This is a genomic window from Dyella monticola (genome assembly GCF_003363155.1).
Taxonomy (GTDB): domain Bacteria; phylum Pseudomonadota; class Gammaproteobacteria; order Xanthomonadales; family Rhodanobacteraceae; genus Dyella_B; species Dyella_B monticola.
This window is the reverse complement of the sequence record NZ_QRBE01000004.1, coordinates 157,136-173,686: the sequence shown is the minus strand read 5'-3', so window position 1 is coordinate 173,686 and position 16,551 is coordinate 157,136. Positions and strand designations below refer to the sequence as shown.

Genomic DNA, 16,551 nt, shown 5'->3' with positions numbered 1-16,551 from the left:
GTCGCTGTCGGGGGAGAGGTTTGGGGCGAAGAGTCAACCTCGCCTCAGGGTTTGATCAAGCCATCGTCCACATTGAAGCGTGAGGCAAGCCCTGGCCCCTCACCTCGGTCCTCTCCCGGAGGGGAGAGGAAGAAGATCAGCGTATGCCCAAGCACTACACGCTCGACCAACTCCAAGCCGCCGCCAACGCACTACGCGAAGGCGGCATCATCGCCTATCCCACCGAAGCGGTGTTCGGCCTCGGCTGCGACCCGCATGACCGCGTTGCCTTCGAACGCATCTTCGCGCTCAAGCAGCGACCGGCCACGCAGGGCGTGTTGCTGATTGCCGCCGATTTCGCGCAGATCACACACTACGTCGACATGACCAAAGTGCCAGCGAATGTGTTCGCTCAGGTCCAGGCAAGCTGGCCGGGACCTTTCACCTGGGTTTTCCCACGCAGCGCTCATGTACCCGACTGGGTGGCCGGCGCGCACGACGGCATCGCTTTGCGGGTCACCGCACATCGCCCTGCCGCCGACTTGTGCCGCGCGTTCGGCGGCGCCCTGGTTTCCACCAGCGCCAATCCGCATGGCCAGCCACCGGCCCGCGACCTTGCCACCGTCATCACCTATTTTGGTGATGCTATAGACGGCATCGTGGATGCACCCCTGGGTGGCGCGGCATCGCCGACCACCATCCGGGATGCATTGACAGGCGCTATCATTCGAACCTGAATCCTGCGGTATACGGTCGTCGCGACGGTAGGTGCCGATTCAGCGGCGACCATGAGGATAGGGGGTAGCAGGACACAATCCCGTGCACCGGCAGACACCGACCGACCTGGCCGGGCTGGGATTTATTGCATCGGCAGAGCAACCAGGAGTGCGCGGCGTGGCGATCGTCTACGACACTTATCAACGCGATGAAGCGGAGCGACTGCTGCCGTTGTTGAAGGTCGACGACCCGCGGCGCGTGGTGGCCATGCACGATGGCCAAACCATCACGGCCGCCCAATTCATCGCGCATGTGGAACGCGTTGCCGCGCAACTTCCCGAAGCATCCGCCGCGGTGAATCTGTGCGAAGACCGCTATGCCTTCCTGGTTGCGTTTTGCGCCATCGCGTTGCGCGGCCAGGCCAACGTGTTGCCACCCTCGCGCGCGCCGCAGGCGGTGGAAGAGGTGATGGCGGCGCATCCAGGCTGCCACGTCGTGGGCGATCGCCCCTTGCATCCGGCGCCGCTGCGCTTCCATGTGCTGCCGCCTTTGCCGGTGGATGAGCCCGCACCGGATGCGCTGGCATGGCCGGCTATTTCCGCCGCGCAAATCGCGGCGGTTGGCTACACCTCCGGTTCCACCGGCACGCCGCGCCCGAACGAAAAAACCTGGCGCAGCCTGCATGCAAGTACGGCCGGTAATTTGCGCATGCTGCAGGCGGTCGTTGGCGAGTCCTTCTCGGTGGTGGCCACCGTTCCGCCACAGCATATCTACGGCGTGGAAATGTCGATTCTGCTGCCGCTGCTGGGGGACGTGCAGGTGCATTCCGGGCGTCCCTTCTTCCCGGCCGACATCGCCACCGCGCTGGAATCCATGCCCGCGCCGCGCGTGCTGGTGACCACACCGGTGCATCTGCGCGCGTTGGTCGAATCGAATGTGACGCTACCGCCGTTGGCCGCGATGCTTTCGGCTACCGCGCCGTTGCCGCCGTCACTCGCGGCCCAGGCGGAGGAGCGTTTCGGCGCACCGCTGCTGGAGGTATTCGGTTCCACCGAAACCTGCGCCTTCGCGTCACGGCGTGTCACGCTCGACAGCCACTGGTCGCTGTACCACGGAGTGCATTTGCATCCGCAGCCTGACGGTACGCAGATCGAAGCGCCGCAACTGGATACGCCCGCCGTGCTGGCCGACATCGTGAGCTTGCACGACGAAGGGCGCCGCTTCGAATTGTGCGGGCGTCACGCGGACCTGCTGGAAATCGCCGGCAAACGCGCCTCGCTCGGCGACCTCACCCGCCGGCTGCTGAGCATCCCCGGCGTGCAAGACGGTGTGGTGTTCCAGCTCGATGAAGCCGATGCCATTGGCGTACGACGCATTGCAGCGCTGGCGGTGGCGCCCACGCTAAATGAGCACGCCATTCTGGACAGCTTGCGCGCCTCGATCGACCCGGTGTTCCTGCCACGTCCGTTGCGGTTGGTCGAAAGCCTGCCGCGCAATGAGACCGGCAAGTTGCCGCGTGCGGCGTTGCTGGGTCTGCTGCACGTTTAACCCATCAGGCGCGTCGTCATTCCGCCGAAGGCCAGGCGCGATGACTCGTCGCCCGGCGAACGCCGGAGTCCAGCGCGCACGCAAGACACCAGCCCTGGCGTTTACCTAGGGGGGCGAATCGGTAACGAGAATGCCAAGGCCTGCTTTTCCGGCGGCCGAAGTTCTGCGCCATGCCCGAAGCCACACCCCAATACCCACTACAATGCGCATTGCGCCGCACTGCGGCAGCCCTTTTTGAATCCTCGGAGCAGGAATGAAAGTTCTGGTTATCGGTAACGGCGGCCGCGAGCACGCGCTGGCGTGGAAACTCAAGCAATCGCGGCGCGTCGGCGAGGTGATCGTGGCGCCCGGCAACGCTGGCACAGCGCGCGAGCATGGCGTGCGCAATGCCGACGTGGCGGTGACCGACATCGACGGCCTGCTCAAGCTTGCCAAAGCCGAGAAAGTGGAACTGACCGTGGTCGGTCCGGAAGTACCGCTGGTGGCCGGCGTGGTCGATAAATTCCGCGCGGCCGGTTTGCGCATCTTCGGGCCACGCGCCATCGCGGCCCAGTTGGAAGGTTCCAAAGCGTTCGCCAAGGATTTCCTGCTTCGTCACAACATCCCGACCGCGCGCTATGCCGTGTTCACCGATCTCAATAAAGCATTGGCCTATGTACGCGAGCACGGCGCGCCCATCGTCATCAAAGCCGATGGCCTTGCCGCCGGCAAAGGTGTGGTGGTTGCGCTGACCTTGGGCGATGCGGAACTTGCGCTGCACGACATGCTCGGCGCGCACGCCTTCGGCGATGCCTCCGCGCGCGTGGTGATCGAGGAATTCCTCGACGGTGAAGAAGCCAGCTACATCGTCATGAGCGACGGCTCGCACGCCTTGCCGATGGCCAGCAGCCAGGATCACAAACGTCGCGATGACAACGACCTTGGTCCCAACACCGGCGGCATGGGTGCGTATTCGCCCGCACCTGTGGTGACGCCCGAGGTCGAAAAACGCATCCTCAAAGAAGTCATTGAACCGACCCTGCACGGCATGGCTCAAGAGGGCGCCCCCTTCATCGGGTTTCTCTATGCGGGCCTGATGATCGACAAGCACGGTGCACCCAAGGTGATCGAATTCAACGTGCGCTTCGGTGATCCTGAAACGCAACCGATCATGTTGCGACTGAAATCCGATTTGGTCGATCTGATCGAAGCGGCGTTGGATGGCGAGCTGCATCGCACGCACGCGCAGTGGGATATGCGCCCGTCCATCGGCGTGGTGATGGCGGCGAGCGGTTATCCGGCGAAGGTGAGGAGCGGTGACGTGATCGAGGGCTTGGATTCAACCTTCGGCGCGGACGTGAAGGTCTTTCACGCAGGCACCCAGCTCGATGCGCAAGGGCGCACGATCACTGCGGGCGGGCGCGTGTTGACGGTGTGTGCGCTGGGCAAGGACATTGCCGCGGCACGCGAGCACGCCTACGACGGCATCAAGCATATTCACTTCGACGGTGCGTTCTGTCGCAAGGATATTGCCCATCGTGCGCTGCGCCGTTAATCGGCTTCCAGACAAACGATTAAACGAACTGGACGTTGGCGATCCAGTTGCGCTTTCGGCGCGCGAGGCGATCGTGCATGCTTTCGCCGTCGACCGTCGAAGAGGATCGTTGCAACAGTGACGGCGGCACGTTCTCAAAGCTGTTTACGTTGACCACGGCGTACGTGCTGCCTTCCATGGCGCAGGTGGCCAATGGCACGACGCCGCACATGGCGCAGACATGGAAATCGGCCGTCTCGGTGCCGAACGCATAGCGTGACGCGTGCGCCGGATCCCGAATCGTGACCTTCAATGATCCGGCAGGATGGGATGTCCAAACGCCACCATGTTTGCTGCAGAACGTGCACGTACAAGCACGCGCGGGAATTTCGACCGGATCGGGCGTCCACTCGAGCACGAAACGGATATTTCCACAGTGGCAGCTACCGGCAATCAACATGGGTGTGCTCGCTGGTTTTTCCGCGCAAGCATACGCGATGCTTATGCGCGGCGCTTGCGCACAAGCCAGATGTAGACGGAAAGGTTCACGATTACGACGATCGCACCCAATGCGAGCTGGATATGCCGCGTAAGGCCATCAGGGTAAATCGTTGCGACAAGATAATGCCCGATGCAATCACCTTCGTAGGCGGCTTCGCCGGCGCGGACACGGAAATAATTTTCGATGCCGGTAAGCGGACATATCGTGCCGCTGCCTTCCACAAAAACGCCCCATGCCGCCGCAGGCAGCTGCAACCATGGAACCCAACGCCACTTCAGCGCGAGCAGCGCGCCCAGACATACGAACAAGATAAAAGCCAGATGGAAGGCCAACACAGCATCGGCTAGAAACAGAAACATGGAAGCATGTGCCATCGCTCGTGGAGGCGCTTTTCACGTTACGCTAAGGGCGACCCGTTTGCCAAGGATTCGCATGAGTCAGTTCGCCCTGCTAGGCAGTCGACGCTTCGCGCCGTTTTTCTGGACCCAGGCACTGGCCGCGTTCAACGACAACGCGTTCCGCTATGCCTTGGTCACGCTGGCGGTATTCAAGATGGGTTTGTCGGACCAGCAGGCGGCCCTGTACACCAACCTGGCGCCGGCGTTGTTTATCCTGCCGTTCTTCCTGTTTTCGGCATCGGCCGGTCAGCTTGCGGAGAAGCTGGAAAAGACGCGCATCATCCGTTACGTGAAGCTGTTTGAAATCGCCGCGATGGCGCTTGCCGCCTATGGCTTCATCAGTCATCACCTGTCGCTGCTGTTGATCGTGCTGCTGATGATGGGCCTGCATTCCACGGTCTTTGGCCCGATCAAATACGCCATTCTTCCGCAAGCGCTGAAACCCGCCGAACTGGTGGGCGGCAATGGCCTGGTGGAAATGGGTACGCAGATTGCGATCCTGCTCGGCATGATCGCGGGCAGTACCTTGATGTTGGTCGCCGGATGGGGCTCGCATTTTTCTGCTGTCTTGACGATTGGTGTGGCGATCATCGGCTACCTCATCAGCCGTGCCATTCCGACCGCACCGGCGACCGCGCCCGATCTTGCCTTCAACTGGAACCCGTTCACCGAAACGATGCGGGTGCTGCGCATCACGCGTGACGATCGTGCCGTATTCAACGCCGTATTGGGCATTTCATGGTTCTGGTTTTTCGGCGTGGTGCTGACGGCGCAATTGCCGCTCTACACGCGCATCAATTTGGGCGGTGACGGCACGGTCAATACGCTGGTGCTCACGTTGTTCTCCATTGGCACCGGCGTCGGTTCGCTGATGTGTGAAAAATTGTCGGGCAAGCGTGTCGAAATCGGGCTGGTGCCGTTGGGTGCGTTCGGGCTCACGGCGTTCGGCATCGATCTGTTCCTGGCCCGTCCTGGCGTGGCGATGGTGCGAGGCATGGATTGGCTGGCTTTTCTGCATGCGGCGGGAAGCTGGCGCATTGTGTTCGATCTCACGCTGATCGGCGTATTTGCAGGTTTCTATGTGGTACCGCTATTTGCCTTTGTGCAGTCGCGTACACCCAAAGATCGTCTGTCACGCGTGATTGCCGGCAACAACATTCTCAACGCGCTGTTCATCGTGGCGGGCTCCTGCTTCGGTCTCGTGCTCGAAAGGCTGGGATGGAGTGCTGCGCATATCTTTCTCTCGGCGGCAGTGCTCAATGTGCTCGTCGCAGCGTACATTTTCACGCTGGTGCCTGAATTCCTGATGCGCTTCATCACCTGGGTGCTGGTGAACGTGCTCTATCGCATTCGCGTGGATGGCATGCGCCATGTGCCGGAGGAAGGGCCGGCACTCTTGGTCTGCAATCATGTGAGCTTCATGGATCCGCTGATTCTGATGGCGAGTCTGCGCCGCCCGGCGCGCTTTGTGATGTATTACAAGATCTTCAACGTGCCGCTGCTGCATTTCGTGTTCAAGACGGCGAAGGCGATCCCGATTGCCGGACAGAAGGAAGATCCGGCGATCTTGCAGCAGGCATTCGAAGAAGTGGATGCCGCACTCGCGCGCGGCGAACTGGTATGCATCTTCCCCGAAGGCGGCTTGACCAAAGACGGCGACATGGCACCGTTTCGGCCAGGCGTGGAAAAAATTCTCGCCAGGCGTCCCGTGCCGGTGGTACCGATGGCACTGCGCGGGTTATGGGGTAGCGTGTGGAGCCGGCGCGATTCCATGCTGAGGCGTGCGCGCCTGCCGCGTCGTTTTCGGGCGCGGGTGGAGCTGGTGGTGGATGAGCCCCGTGCTGCAGAGCAGGTCAATGCGGCGAGTTTGGAGGCACGCGTGCAGGCGTTGCGCGGCGATCTGGCGTGATGGACGCCTTGCGTCGCCCCGGTGCAAGCCGGGGCCTAGGGACTGTGACAACGCATGCTTGAAGACGCGGGGCCCGTGTTCTCCCCGCTTCTCAAAACAGGTCCATGAAGGCTCTTCTTCGCATGCGCTAAGCCGACGCAAACATGCGAATGCTCAGTGCAACCAACTACCCAGCACGATCAGTGCCACCACGCTCAACCATGCCAGCAACGCGCGTAGCAGCGCATCACGCAGGCGTCGTAATTCGTGCAACGCATCGGTGCGCTCTTCGACGTAGCCGTCGCCGCCCTCGATGTCGGTGAGCACGTCCGCGCGCGCGGCGGCGCCGAGAAAGTCCGGGCTGGTGAGATACCAGCTGTTGGGCGCGGCCTGCTGATGCCAGCGGCGCCATGCGCCGATCACCGCGTCCCAGTGACCTACCAGCGCAAGGGTGAACACCATCAACTGCGCCGGCAGCCAATCGAGTGCATTGGCGAGGTAGCGTGCGTAGGTGCGTGCATCGGCATCCAGCGCCAGTGACGTGTCGTGACCTAACTGCCGCGCCAGACGATAGAGCAGGGCGCCGATCGGGCCGAGCAGGAAGAACCAGAACAATACGCCGAAGCGACGGCGCAGCGCCGCGTACGCGGTGGCTTCGCCCAGATCGGCGGTCGTCCATGCCACCGTTTCACCGTCGTCCGACAGTGCTTGCGCGGCGGCTTCGCGGCTGCTTTGATCCGGCGCACTGAGGATGGCTTCGACGTCCGCCTCGAACACATGCGGACCAAACGAAAACAACAGTACGGCCAGCGCGAACACCAGCAAGAGCAAATCCCCCAGCGGCAGCATGTGCAGCAACCAGATCACCAGCGCGCACAGCACCACCGGCACCGCGATCGCGAGCACGATGCGCCCAACGCCGCTGGTGTCGGCCAGTTGCTGCACCCAGCGACGGAAGCCGCCGTCGCCACGCCAATGCGCAAGCTGCGGTTGCAGGTGCAACAGTCCCAGGGCAATGAGCGCGGCGAGCAGGCGAATGGCCATGAACATGAACTCCCTTTGATCACCGCATTGTAGGTGAGAACCCAGTCACGGGGCCGCCCGCTCCAATGCATCCAGGTCCAGCCCCGCGCATTCGCGCAGCCAATGCGAGAGCAATTGATAGGACACGGAAAGTCGCGTGGGTGTACGCAGGCTGCCGTCGGCGAGACTGTCGACGATCTGCTGCGGCGTAAACCAGCGCGCATCCTCCAGTTCGCCGTCGCGCAGGCGGATCGTGGGGGACAGCGCGGTGGCAGTGAACCCGACCATCAGCGAGGCCGGCATCGGCCATGGCTGCGAAGAGTGGTAATGCACGTCGCCGACGATCACGCCCGACTCTTCGGCAACTTCGCGCCGCACGGCATCTTCCAGCGCTTCGCCCGGTTCCACAAAACCGGCGAGCGTGGAGTAGCGACCCGGCGGCCAGCCAGGCTGACGACCGAGCAGGCAGGCACCCTGGTATGCCACGATGACGATGATCGCGGCATCGGTGCGCGGAAAATGCAGACGCCCGCACGAAGGGTTAGTGCATTGCGCGCGATGGCCGGAGGAAACCCGTTGCAGCGGTGTGCCGCAGCGCGCGCAGAAACGTGTTTCGCGCTGCCAATGCGCCAGACCCTTGGCATAGGCGAACAAGCCTGCTTCGTCGGCGGCAAGGTTGACACCCGCCTCGCGCAAACCGGCACGCCGTGCATGGAGAACCGATTCCAGCGCGGCTGCGTCGTCGCTTTCATCCAGCAGCAACATGAAATAGGGCTGCCCATCGATGAGGCCGAGCAAGCTCCAGGATGCATGCGGAAGCAGGCGCTCGCGCTCGCTGGCGTGGAGCCAGCGCAGTGCGTCGTCGTGCGGGTGGAGAAATGCGTCGCCGGCAGCATCCAGCAACAGGTAGCGTGCATCGGACTCGGCGGCTTTGGCGGCCACCCAATCGGTAGCGTCCCGCTGCTCCGAAACGCGGTCGAGGATCAGGCTGAGTCCGGCGAACAGGTTGAGTTTCGTCGCTGTCATCCGGACTGGCCAGGGTGTGAAGACGTTTCGATGGATAGGACGTGGACGCCGTCTGGCGGCGCCAGGGCGCATGCATGCAAACCATCATGCCGCCCGCGCAAAAGAGTCAACGCGTCGTTACGTGGAGAACGAGGAGCCGCAGCCGCACGTGGTCTTGGCGTTCGGGTTGCGGATGACGAACTGCGAACCGCTGAGGCTCTCGGTGTAATCGATCTCGGCGCCGGTCAGGTATTGCAGCGAAAGCGGATCGACCAAGAGGGTGACGCCTTCACGGTCCAGCGCGAAATCGTCTTCCGCGCGCGTGTCATCGAAGGTGAAACCGTACTGGAAGCCCGAGCAGCCGCCGCCGGTGATGTACACGCGCAGCTTGAGCTCCGGGTTGCCTTCTTCCTGGATCAGTTCGTGCACTTTGCGCGCGGCGGCCTCGGTGAACACGAGGGGGGCGCCGGCCTGGCGATAGTCGGGGATGGCTACGATGGTTTCCATAGCGCGGATATTGGGCTCTAGTACTTCAGACTCAAGCATATCAGCTTGAGCCCGGGCCCCGCGGACGGCGGGCGCTGCCGGTTCAGACGGTTGCCGGTTCGCTGCGAACCTCCGGGGCGGGCAGTTCGCGCTGGACGTGGTCCTCGCCCTGGTGCGCCATGCGCCCGTTCACCTGCGCGCCGGCGGCCATTTCCAGGGAGTTGTAGCGGACATCGCCGATCACCCGCGCCTGCGCCGCCAGCTCCAGTCGCTCGCTGGCGTAAATGTCGCCGTTCACCTGCCCGTTGATCATGGCGTGCGGCACGCGCACCTCGCCTTGCACCTGGCCCTGCTCGCTGAGGGTGAACACGGCGTTGGAACCCTCGCCCAGCACCGTGCCTTCAATACGGCCATCCAGGTGCAGGGTGCCGGTGAAGCGCACATCGCCACGGATGATCGTGCCTTGTGCGATCAGGCTGGTGTCGGCGTGACGGCTGGTCGGCTCTTGGCGTTTACGGCTGAGCATCGGATTCTCCTTGTGAGATCGTAACGGGAGTGGCAAGGGCGTCGTTCCATGCAACGGCGCGCGTAAGGGATTCGCCATTTTCCGGCTGAACGGTGACGTGCAGTCGCGTCGGTCGGAAATCCGGCGGCAGCGCGATCGTGGTGTGCAACTGTTGGAAATAGCGGAAGCGAAAAGGAATGCCGCTTTTTTCAGACGCATCACCCAGGGTGGACCAATCCAGTTGCACCACTTTGTTGTTGCGCAAACCTTCCACGCTCACGGTGGTGGTGCCGCTGGTGTCGTCATCGCGCTTCACGTTCTGGGTGAGGCTGATGGTGAGGTTCCACGCTGGCGAGTGCGGCACGGGCTGCAGCGAAACTTCCTGCACCTTCATGCCTTCGCGCTGCGCATCGCCGCCAACCAGGCGAGAGTAGAAGCCCAGGTCGGCGCGCAAGCCGCTGATTTCTTCGTCGCGTTGCGAAAGGGTTTGCCGCAATGCCTGGGTGGCGACATCGTTGACTTGTTGCGAGCGCTGCAGATTGGCGACCTGCTGCTTGAGCTGCTCGTTCTCCGCTGCCGCCGCGCGCAGCGCGCGGTGATCCGACAGACGCGGCGCAACCTGCTTCCACGCGCCCGCAGCAAGCGCGGCGACGATGGCGACCAGCACCACGCTGCCCAGCCATGCGAGGCCAAGCCATAGCATCCGCCGACGCTGGCTGGCAGCGTCGTGCGGACGTACGACATAGCGTGGCGGTGGGCGGGACGCCATGCGGAACCCTTCGCGGAAAACGAAGGGTATAGCCCGTCCGTGAGGAAATCGTCAAGGAATACGCCCGTGGTTTGTGCCGCACATCGCTCTGACGCGTGCGATGACGTACATTCTCTTAACGTATGGCCTTCACACGAAGGTGAAGGCATGCGTGGTGTGCATCAAAAACCTGCGAGCGACTCGTTGCTGAACACGTTGCTCAACTATCCATCTTCGATTGCAGATAACGCTCCGCGCCAATGTCCTTGACCAGGCTCAGCTGCGTTTCCAGCCAGTCGATGTGCTCTTCTTCGGCACTGAGAATAAATCTGAACAGATCGCGGCTCACGTAATCGGCGACACCTTCGCTGTGCGCGATGGCATTGCGCAGATCCTGCACGGCCGCAAGCTCGAGATCGAGATCGCATTGAATGCATTCGAGCGCATTCTCGCCAATGCGCAGCTTGCCCAGATGCTGCAGGTTGGGCAGACCTTCCAGGAACAGGATGCGTTCGATCAGGCGATCGGCGTGCTTCATCTCGTCGATCGATTCGCGGTACTCATGCTCGGCCAGTTCGCTATAGCCCCAGTTCTTGTACATGCGGTAATGCAGGAAATACTGATTGATCGCCGTCAACTCGTTGTACAGAACCTTGTTGAGGAACTCGATGACCTTGGCGTCGCCTTTCATGGCTGTTCTCCGGGGATGATGCCGAACTATACGTGCTCAGTGCGGCGGGTTGGTGCAATGGGAATGATTTGCCCATACGAAAACGCCATCACCGCAGGTGATGGCGTTCGAACAGGGCGGTAACCCGGGGCGACCCTTAGGCCGCGACCAGAATGGGCAGGTCCAGGGTGACTTGCGCAATTGCCTTATCCAGTGTCGCGCGAGCGTCGGATTCGCAGCAACCACAGCAATCCGAGCAGCCGGTGCGGGTCTGCAATTCGGCAAAACTCCGCACACCGTCGACGGCGGCGCGGCGGATATCGTGGTCGGTAACGGCATTGCACAGACAGATGTACATGGCACGTATTTCAACGCGAATGCGAATGATTGTCAACTAGCCTTCGATTGGCCGCTGCGAAAAATTCAGGCGGCCGCGCGCCGACCGCGCCCCGGCCGACCCTGCGAGTGGGGCTGGGGGCCGAGCTCGATGCACAGGGTGGTCTCCACCAGCGGTGCGAAATGGCGCAGCGCGCGGTGGTAGACGTCACGCTTGAAGTTCACCACATGCCCCGCCGGGTACCAGAAATCCACCCAGCGCCAGAGATCGAACTCCGGCTTTTCGCACGCGTCCAGGCACAAGGCCTCTTCGCCACCGACCAGCTTCAACAGGAACCACACCTGCTTCTGGCCGATGCAGGTCGGATGCTGGTGATGGCGGATATAGCGGGTGGGCAGCTTATAACGCAGCCAGCCGCGGGTGCTGGCGAGGACCTGCACGTGGTCGGGCAACAGGCCGGTTTCCTCCTGCAGCTCACGGTACATGGCTTCCAACGGGGTTTCGTCGCTGCGCATGCCGCCCTGGGGAAACTGCCAGCCGTCGCGATGGACGCGGCGCGCCCAGAACAGCCGGCCGTCTGCATTCAGCAGCACGATGCCAACATTCGGACGGTAGCCATCTGCGTCAATCATCCAGTCTCCTCGGGCCGGGCGGCAACCTGCCAGAACCAAGCCCTGCACGACCCTGGATCGATTCAACCACAGCCTACGAAGCTGGAGCAAGCAGACTACTTGAACCGCGAGGGCAGCCCGATTAAACTTCCGCGCCCCGCCTGAATAGAACCCGATCCGGCACCCGGACGGCATCCCTTGGCTATGTAGCTCAGCCGGTTAGAGCACAGCACTCATAATGCTGGGGTCGGTGGTTCGAGTCCACCCATAGCCACCACACACTCTCCGAACCTTCCGTCAAAGTCCGGCAAACCCGATGTTGCTAAAGGGTTTGGGCGTTTTTATGGTGCAGCGCTGTCCGGCGTCATCCATTGAATCTGGGTAACCGTGGACATCCTCGGCGCCCCGTGAGCCCGTGCACCGAAAGCAGCAACGCCAACGCCAGCCGTAACGCCTGGAAGGCTGCTGTGCGTCAGATGTTCGATGCCCGTGGATGCGTACCGGTATTGGAGCCGAAATTGGCGGAGTTGGCGTAATTAAAGACGTCAATGAAGCGCACACAAGGTGCGCAACGTCAGCCTATTTCTTTCCCCGCTCCGCGGCCGCCATGCCCTGCAGCAGCATCGCCACGCGCTCGGCGAGCTTCCTGCCGCGTATGGGTTTGCGTAGCACGGTAATGCCGCCGCTTCCAAACTCATCCAATTCGATGCCTGCGGTGCTCGTCGCAAAGCCGGTGAGCAGGATGGCGGGCAGGTGCGGTTGTCGCTGTTGCGCCTGGCGAATAACGCTTACGCCGTCCATGTTCGGCATCGACAAATCGGAGATGAGCATGGCGATGGTCTCGCCTGCATCGAGCAGCGCAAGGGCTTCGGCGCCGCACGCGGCAGCTACAACCACGTAACCGTGGCCTTCCAGTTCTTGCGTGAGCGTCTCGCGCACGAGCTGATCGTCGTCGACCAGCAATATCCGGGCACGCGTCGTCGCCAACGCAGCATCGGTGGCATGGTCATCGTCATCGGCGATGGTCGGCTCATCGCCTTTTGCAACGGGAAGCCAGAGCTTGACCACCGTTCCGTGCCCAAGCGCACTTTCGATGAACATGCCGCCGCCGCTTTGCTCGGCGAAGCCGCGCGCCATGGCCAGACCCAGTCCGGTTCCCTTGCCGGGGGCCTTGGTCGTGAAGAACGGTTCGGAGGCGCGTGACAGCACTTCTGGCGTCATGCCTGGGCCTGTATCGGTGACGGACAGACACACGTAGGGACCTGTTTTCAGAACGAGGGGCGTCATGGCCGGCGTGTCGTCCCGAATGATGTCGGTGGCGGCGCCAAAGGTCAGCGTGCCCATGCCTTGCATGGCATCGCGCGCGTTTGTGGCGAGGTTGACCAGCACCGTTTCCAACTGTCCCTTGTCCGCGAGCAGCAGGGGCAGATCGCGCTCGGTTTTTACGTGCACCGAAACCCCTGCACCCAAGGTGTGGCTGAGGATCTCCTGGATCCCCGCGAGCAAGGCAACGACATCCACCGGCACGGCCCGCAGATCGCTTCGCCTGGAGAAGGCAAGCAGGCGTCGCGTGATGGCGGCGCCCCGTTCTGACGCTTCGATAATTCGGCGCGCAAGCCGGAGGGCGCGCTCGGTATCGCCGGGGCGCAATTCGATAAGGCCGGCGGCACCTTGCACGGCTTGGATGACATTGTTGAAGTCGTGCGCGATGCCGCCCGCAAGCTGGCCCAGCGCGTCCATGCGTTGCGCCTGGGCCAGGCCTGCCTGCGCTTTTTCGCGCGCAGCCACTTCTTCGGCCACGCGTGCTTCAAGATGCTTGTTCCATTCCTGCATCGCCGCTTCGGTGTGCTTTCGCTCCGTGATGTCTGTGGCCGCGCAGACCGCTCCCACCTGGCCGCCTTCACTGTCGCGGATTGGCAACGCATTCAGTAGAAGAATCACCGACGAGCCGTCTTCGAAGCGCAGTTCCACCTCTTCCTCGCGCACGACTTCGCCGTGCGTCGCGCGCAGCAAAGGAAGCTCCTGTAGAGAAACTTCCACTCCGCTGCGGAATACGCGAAAAGGTGTGGGACCTTCCAGCTGCACAGCTGGGAGAGAAGCCTTTTCGATGGCGTCCATGTGCAGCAATCGGGCGGCGGCATGATTACCAAAGACCTGGCGACCATCCGATTGATAGGTAAACCACACCGGCACAGGCACCGTCTCAAGCATGGTCTCCAACTCAGACGTGCGCGTGCGTAAGGCCTCCGTCGCAGTGCGCCGCATCCGTACCAGATCGAGATTGGCGCCCACGCGCGCCAGCAGATCACGCGCGGAGAACGGTTTGGTCAGATAGTCATCCGCGCCGGCATCGAGGCCATCGGCGCACGCTTCCTCGCCGGCGCGTGCCGACAGCATGATCACAGGTACATCGCACAAGGATGCATCCGTGCGGATGGCGCGCAGCAATCCAAAGCCATCAAGCCGAGGCATCATGATGTCGGTCAGTACGAGGTCAGGGCGGCGCCTGCGAATGGCTTCCAGCGCCGCTTGACCGTCGGGTGTCGTTTCAACCTCATAGCGGTCAGCCAGAAGCCGGCTCGCGTAACCGCGCATGTCCGCGTTGTCGTCGGCGATGAGCACAACCGGACGCGGTATCTCGCCTTCCCTCGAAGGGGCTTGATCACCGCCAGGTGCATCATCATCAGGTAGCCAGCGCAGTGCCTCTTGGACAAAGGCGTCAATGCGCATGGCCTTCATACTAGGGTTCGCTGCGGCGGGAGCGCCATCGGCGAGGTGCGCCGTTCCAAAGGGAAGCGAAACAATGAATTCGGCGCCGTGGCCGACGTCGCTTTGAACGCTAATGGTGCCGTTGTGCAGCCGCAGCACTTCGTGCACTAGTGCAAGGCCAATGCCGCTTCCTTCGAAACTGCGGCTACGTTGACCCTCGATACGGTGGAAGCGCTCGAACAGACGCGGCAGCTCATCAGCTGGAATGCCTACGCCGGTGTCCTTGACGCGCAATACCGCGTGGTCTTCCGATGGTCGCAACGTCACTTCGATGCTGCCTTCAAAGCAGAACTTGAAAGCATTCGAGAGCAGGTTGAGCACCACCGTCTCCCACATGTCGCGGTCCACCATGACCGGGCCTGGCAGCGGCTGACAATCGATCGTAAGCAGCAGCCCGGCTCGTTCCACGGCAGCACGAAAGCCGCGGGCAAGATCCGTCGTCAACGCGGCCAAGTCGGTGAGTTGATAGCTCGCCTGCGCACGCCCGGCTTCGATCCGCGAAAAATCAAGCAACGCATTCACCAGGCGCAGCAGGCGAAGGCCGTTGCGGTGTGCGACTTGGAGTTGGTTACGCTGAGCCGCTGGCGGGGCACCTGGCGTCGGAGCGTTCAAAATCTCCTCCAGCGGCCCCAGCAGCAACGTCAACGGTGTACGGAATTCGTGGCTGACATTGGAGAAAAAAGCGGTTTTGGCGCGATCGATATCCGCCAGCGCCTGGGCTCGTTTGCGTTCCTCTTCATAGGCACGCGCGTTCGCAATGGCGGTGGCGACTTGCGCTGCCACCAATTCGAAAAAGCTGATGTACAACTCGTTGAGTTGCAGCACTCGGCTGACGCCCATAACCAGCAAGCCGGCGAGCTGGTGAGCCTTGTTGGAGCGAATGGGTACAACGACGGCGGACTGTGGCGCGGCGGACCGGAGGCCAGTAGCCACCGTTCCGAAACGCTTGTGCACATTCTCCACTGTGATCATCGTCTTGGTGCGCGCGGCCTCGCCAAGCGGCCATAGCGCATCGCCATGCGTCGGGTCGCCCAGATCGATGACACGAGGGCTGGCCGGCTCATCCATGCCAAGACCGGCAGCGCCCGCAAGCCGGGCGTGTTTGCCCTCCTCATCCAACAAATAGATGAGTGCGAACGGGATGTCCTTGGCGTGTTCGGCCAGTGTCTGGGCGGCGATGGCGCAGGCCGTTTCGGCGGTTCTGCCCTCGGTGACCCGCAGGCCGAGATCGCGTAATGCCTGCAATCGACGCTCACCGATCACCTTCTCGGTGATCTCGTGCACGGTCGCCAGCACACCGCCAATGCCGTGCGGCGCAGTTTCATCGGGGACCGGGCTATAGGCGACGGTAAAGTGCGTCTCTTCGATGAAGCCGTAGCGGTTGATCTCCAGCGAAATATCATCCATCCAGGTCGCCGGACCACCGTTGAACGGCTGATCGATCAGCGGCTTGAGGATGTGCCAAATCTCCGACCAGCATTCGGCCACGGGGCGGCCCAAATACTTGGGATGTTTGTTGCCGAGGATCGGCCGATAGGCGTCGTTGTACAACGACAAGTACTGCGGCCCCCACCAAAGTAGCAAGGGAAAGCGATTGGCCAGCAAGAAGCTGGTCATCATGCGCAGGGCGGGCGACCATGTTTCGACCGGGCCAAGCGGGGTGGCCGACCAATCCTTCGCACGCATGAGCGCCCCCATCTCTCCGCCGCCGGGAGGGAAGTCAGGTTCTCTCTGGTTGGCCAGAATGGTCGACATGCGAATTTTCCGCAGAGGCTGGCACTTCCTTTTCAGCCGGATAAATCCCTTATCCGGGAAGCGCCCAGCGTTTAGGGGGGGAGGCCACCCCCTCCGG

15 protein-coding genes and 1 tRNA gene are annotated in these 16,551 nt (G+C 62.3%); 5 read left to right on the top strand and 11 right to left on the bottom strand.

Annotated features, from left to right (window positions below):
• The first annotated feature begins 143 nt into the window (after positions 1 to 143).
• The 3 genes from tsaC (at position 144) to purD (ending at position 3,778) form a co-directional block, all read left to right on the top strand.
• On the top strand, positions 144 to 716 hold the full coding sequence (gene tsaC / locus DWU98_RS09170) for an L-threonylcarbamoyladenylate synthase type 1 TsaC (RefSeq protein ID WP_115495252.1): 573 nt from the start codon (positions 144 to 146) through the stop codon (positions 714 to 716).
• Positions 717 to 873: 157 nt separating this feature from the next.
• A complete protein-coding gene (locus DWU98_RS09165; RefSeq protein WP_115495400.1) occupies positions 874 to 2,244 on the top strand; it encodes an AMP-binding protein in 1,371 nt (456 codons plus the stop codon).
• 253 nt (positions 2,245 to 2,497) lie between these two features.
• Positions 2,498 to 3,778 carry a phosphoribosylamine--glycine ligase gene (gene purD / locus DWU98_RS09160; protein WP_115495251.1) on the top strand — a complete coding sequence of 427 codons (1,281 nt, stop codon included), beginning with the start codon at positions 2,498 to 2,500 and terminating at the stop codon, positions 3,776 to 3,778.
• A 19-nt stretch (positions 3,779 to 3,797) separates the two neighbouring features.
• Here the strand turns inward: purD and DWU98_RS09155 are convergent, their stop codons facing one another.
• Entirely contained in the window at positions 3,798 to 4,217 is a 420-nt protein-coding gene (locus DWU98_RS09155) for a GFA family protein (protein ID WP_115495250.1), read from the bottom strand.
• Between the two features lie 41 nt (positions 4,218 to 4,258).
• The gene (locus tag DWU98_RS09150; RefSeq protein WP_115495249.1) at positions 4,259 to 4,618 is read right to left on the bottom strand and encodes a DUF2784 domain-containing protein; all 360 of its coding nucleotides are present in this window, start codon (positions 4,616 to 4,618) and stop codon (positions 4,259 to 4,261) included.
• A gap of 73 nt (positions 4,619 to 4,691) precedes the next feature.
• On the opposite strand from DWU98_RS09150, the gene DWU98_RS09145 reads away from it, so the two are divergent.
• Positions 4,692 to 6,566, top strand: a complete 1,875-nt coding sequence (locus DWU98_RS09145) for an MFS transporter (protein WP_115495248.1) — start codon at positions 4,692 to 4,694, stop codon at positions 6,564 to 6,566.
• A 153-nt stretch (positions 6,567 to 6,719) separates the two neighbouring features.
• On the opposite strand, the gene ampE is transcribed toward DWU98_RS09145, so the two are convergent.
• The 8 genes from ampE to DWU98_RS09105 all read right to left on the bottom strand — a co-directional run bounded on the left by ampE (position 6,720) and on the right by DWU98_RS09105 (position 11,951).
• Positions 6,720 to 7,589 carry a regulatory signaling modulator protein AmpE gene (gene ampE, locus DWU98_RS09140; RefSeq protein WP_115495399.1) on the bottom strand — a complete coding sequence of 290 codons (870 nt, stop codon included), beginning with the start codon at positions 7,587 to 7,589 and terminating at the stop codon, positions 6,720 to 6,722.
• Positions 7,590 to 7,634: 45 nt separating this feature from the next.
• The gene (gene nudC, locus DWU98_RS09135) at positions 7,635 to 8,594 is read right to left on the bottom strand and encodes an NAD(+) diphosphatase (protein ID WP_115495247.1); all 960 of its coding nucleotides are present in this window, start codon (positions 8,592 to 8,594) and stop codon (positions 7,635 to 7,637) included.
• Positions 8,595 to 8,711: 117 nt separating this feature from the next.
• On the bottom strand, positions 8,712 to 9,080 hold the full coding sequence (gene erpA, locus DWU98_RS09130; protein ID WP_115495246.1) for an iron-sulfur cluster insertion protein ErpA: 369 nt from the start codon (positions 9,078 to 9,080) through the stop codon (positions 8,712 to 8,714).
• Between the two features lie 82 nt (positions 9,081 to 9,162).
• Positions 9,163 to 9,585 (bottom strand): bactofilin family protein, encoded by a 423-nt coding sequence (locus DWU98_RS09125; RefSeq protein ID WP_115495245.1) that lies wholly within the window; start codon positions 9,583 to 9,585, stop codon positions 9,163 to 9,165.
• Complete coding sequence (locus tag DWU98_RS09120) at positions 9,572 to 10,333, bottom strand: DUF6776 family protein (protein ID WP_115495244.1); 762 nt, start codon at positions 10,331 to 10,333, stop codon at positions 9,572 to 9,574. Before DWU98_RS09120 ends, DWU98_RS09125 begins: the two co-directional genes overlap by 14 nt.
• A 199-nt stretch (positions 10,334 to 10,532) precedes the next feature.
• Positions 10,533 to 11,003 (bottom strand): bacterioferritin, encoded by a 471-nt coding sequence (gene bfr, locus DWU98_RS09115; protein WP_115495243.1) that lies wholly within the window; start codon positions 11,001 to 11,003, stop codon positions 10,533 to 10,535.
• A 136-nt stretch (positions 11,004 to 11,139) separates the two neighbouring features.
• Complete coding sequence (locus DWU98_RS09110; protein WP_115495398.1) at positions 11,140 to 11,349, bottom strand: (2Fe-2S)-binding protein; 210 nt, start codon at positions 11,347 to 11,349, stop codon at positions 11,140 to 11,142.
• 56 nt (positions 11,350 to 11,405) lie between these two features.
• Entirely contained in the window at positions 11,406 to 11,951 is a 546-nt protein-coding gene (locus DWU98_RS09105; RefSeq protein WP_115495242.1) for an RNA pyrophosphohydrolase, read from the bottom strand.
• A gap of 179 nt (positions 11,952 to 12,130) precedes the next feature.
• Here DWU98_RS09105 and DWU98_RS09100 point away from each other — a divergent pair.
• Positions 12,131 to 12,207, top strand: a tRNA-Met gene (locus tag DWU98_RS09100).
• Between the two features lie 302 nt (positions 12,208 to 12,509).
• Here DWU98_RS09100 and DWU98_RS09095 read toward each other — a convergent pair.
• Entirely contained in the window at positions 12,510 to 16,454 is a 3,945-nt protein-coding gene (locus tag DWU98_RS09095; RefSeq protein WP_115495241.1) for a response regulator, read from the bottom strand.
• Between the last annotated feature and the right edge of the window lie 97 nt (positions 16,455 to 16,551).

Excerpts from the sequence above, each read along its gene's own strand:
- DWU98_RS09120 (WP_115495244.1), bottom strand. The coding sequence starts at position 10,333 with ATGGCGTCCCGCCCACCGCCACGCTATGTCGTACGTCCGCACGACGCT.
- DWU98_RS09155 (WP_115495250.1), bottom strand. The coding sequence starts at position 4,217 with ATGTTGATTGCCGGTAGCTGCCACTGTGGAAATATCCGTTTCGTGCTC.
- DWU98_RS09145 (WP_115495248.1), top strand. The coding sequence starts at position 4,692 with ATGAGTCAGTTCGCCCTGCTAGGCAGTCGACGCTTCGCGCCGTTTTTC.
- DWU98_RS09125 (WP_115495245.1), bottom strand. The coding sequence starts at position 9,585 with ATGCTCAGCCGTAAACGCCAAGAGCCGACCAGCCGTCACGCCGACACC.
- DWU98_RS09150 (WP_115495249.1), bottom strand. The coding sequence starts at position 4,618 with ATGTTTCTGTTTCTAGCCGATGCTGTGTTGGCCTTCCATCTGGCTTTT.
- purD (WP_115495251.1), top strand. The coding sequence starts at position 2,498 with ATGAAAGTTCTGGTTATCGGTAACGGCGGCCGCGAGCACGCGCTGGCG.
- DWU98_RS09105 (WP_115495242.1), bottom strand. The coding sequence starts at position 11,951 with ATGATTGACGCAGATGGCTACCGTCCGAATGTTGGCATCGTGCTGCTG.
- erpA (WP_115495246.1), bottom strand. The coding sequence starts at position 9,080 with ATGGAAACCATCGTAGCCATCCCCGACTATCGCCAGGCCGGCGCCCCC.
- tsaC (WP_115495252.1), top strand. The coding sequence starts at position 144 with ATGCCCAAGCACTACACGCTCGACCAACTCCAAGCCGCCGCCAACGCA.
- nudC (WP_115495247.1), bottom strand. The coding sequence starts at position 8,594 with ATGACAGCGACGAAACTCAACCTGTTCGCCGGACTCAGCCTGATCCTC.
- DWU98_RS09095 (WP_115495241.1), bottom strand. The coding sequence starts at position 16,454 with ATGTCGACCATTCTGGCCAACCAGAGAGAACCTGACTTCCCTCCCGGC.
- bfr (WP_115495243.1), bottom strand. The coding sequence starts at position 11,003 with ATGAAAGGCGACGCCAAGGTCATCGAGTTCCTCAACAAGGTTCTGTAC.
- ampE (WP_115495399.1), bottom strand. The coding sequence starts at position 7,589 with ATGGCCATTCGCCTGCTCGCCGCGCTCATTGCCCTGGGACTGTTGCAC.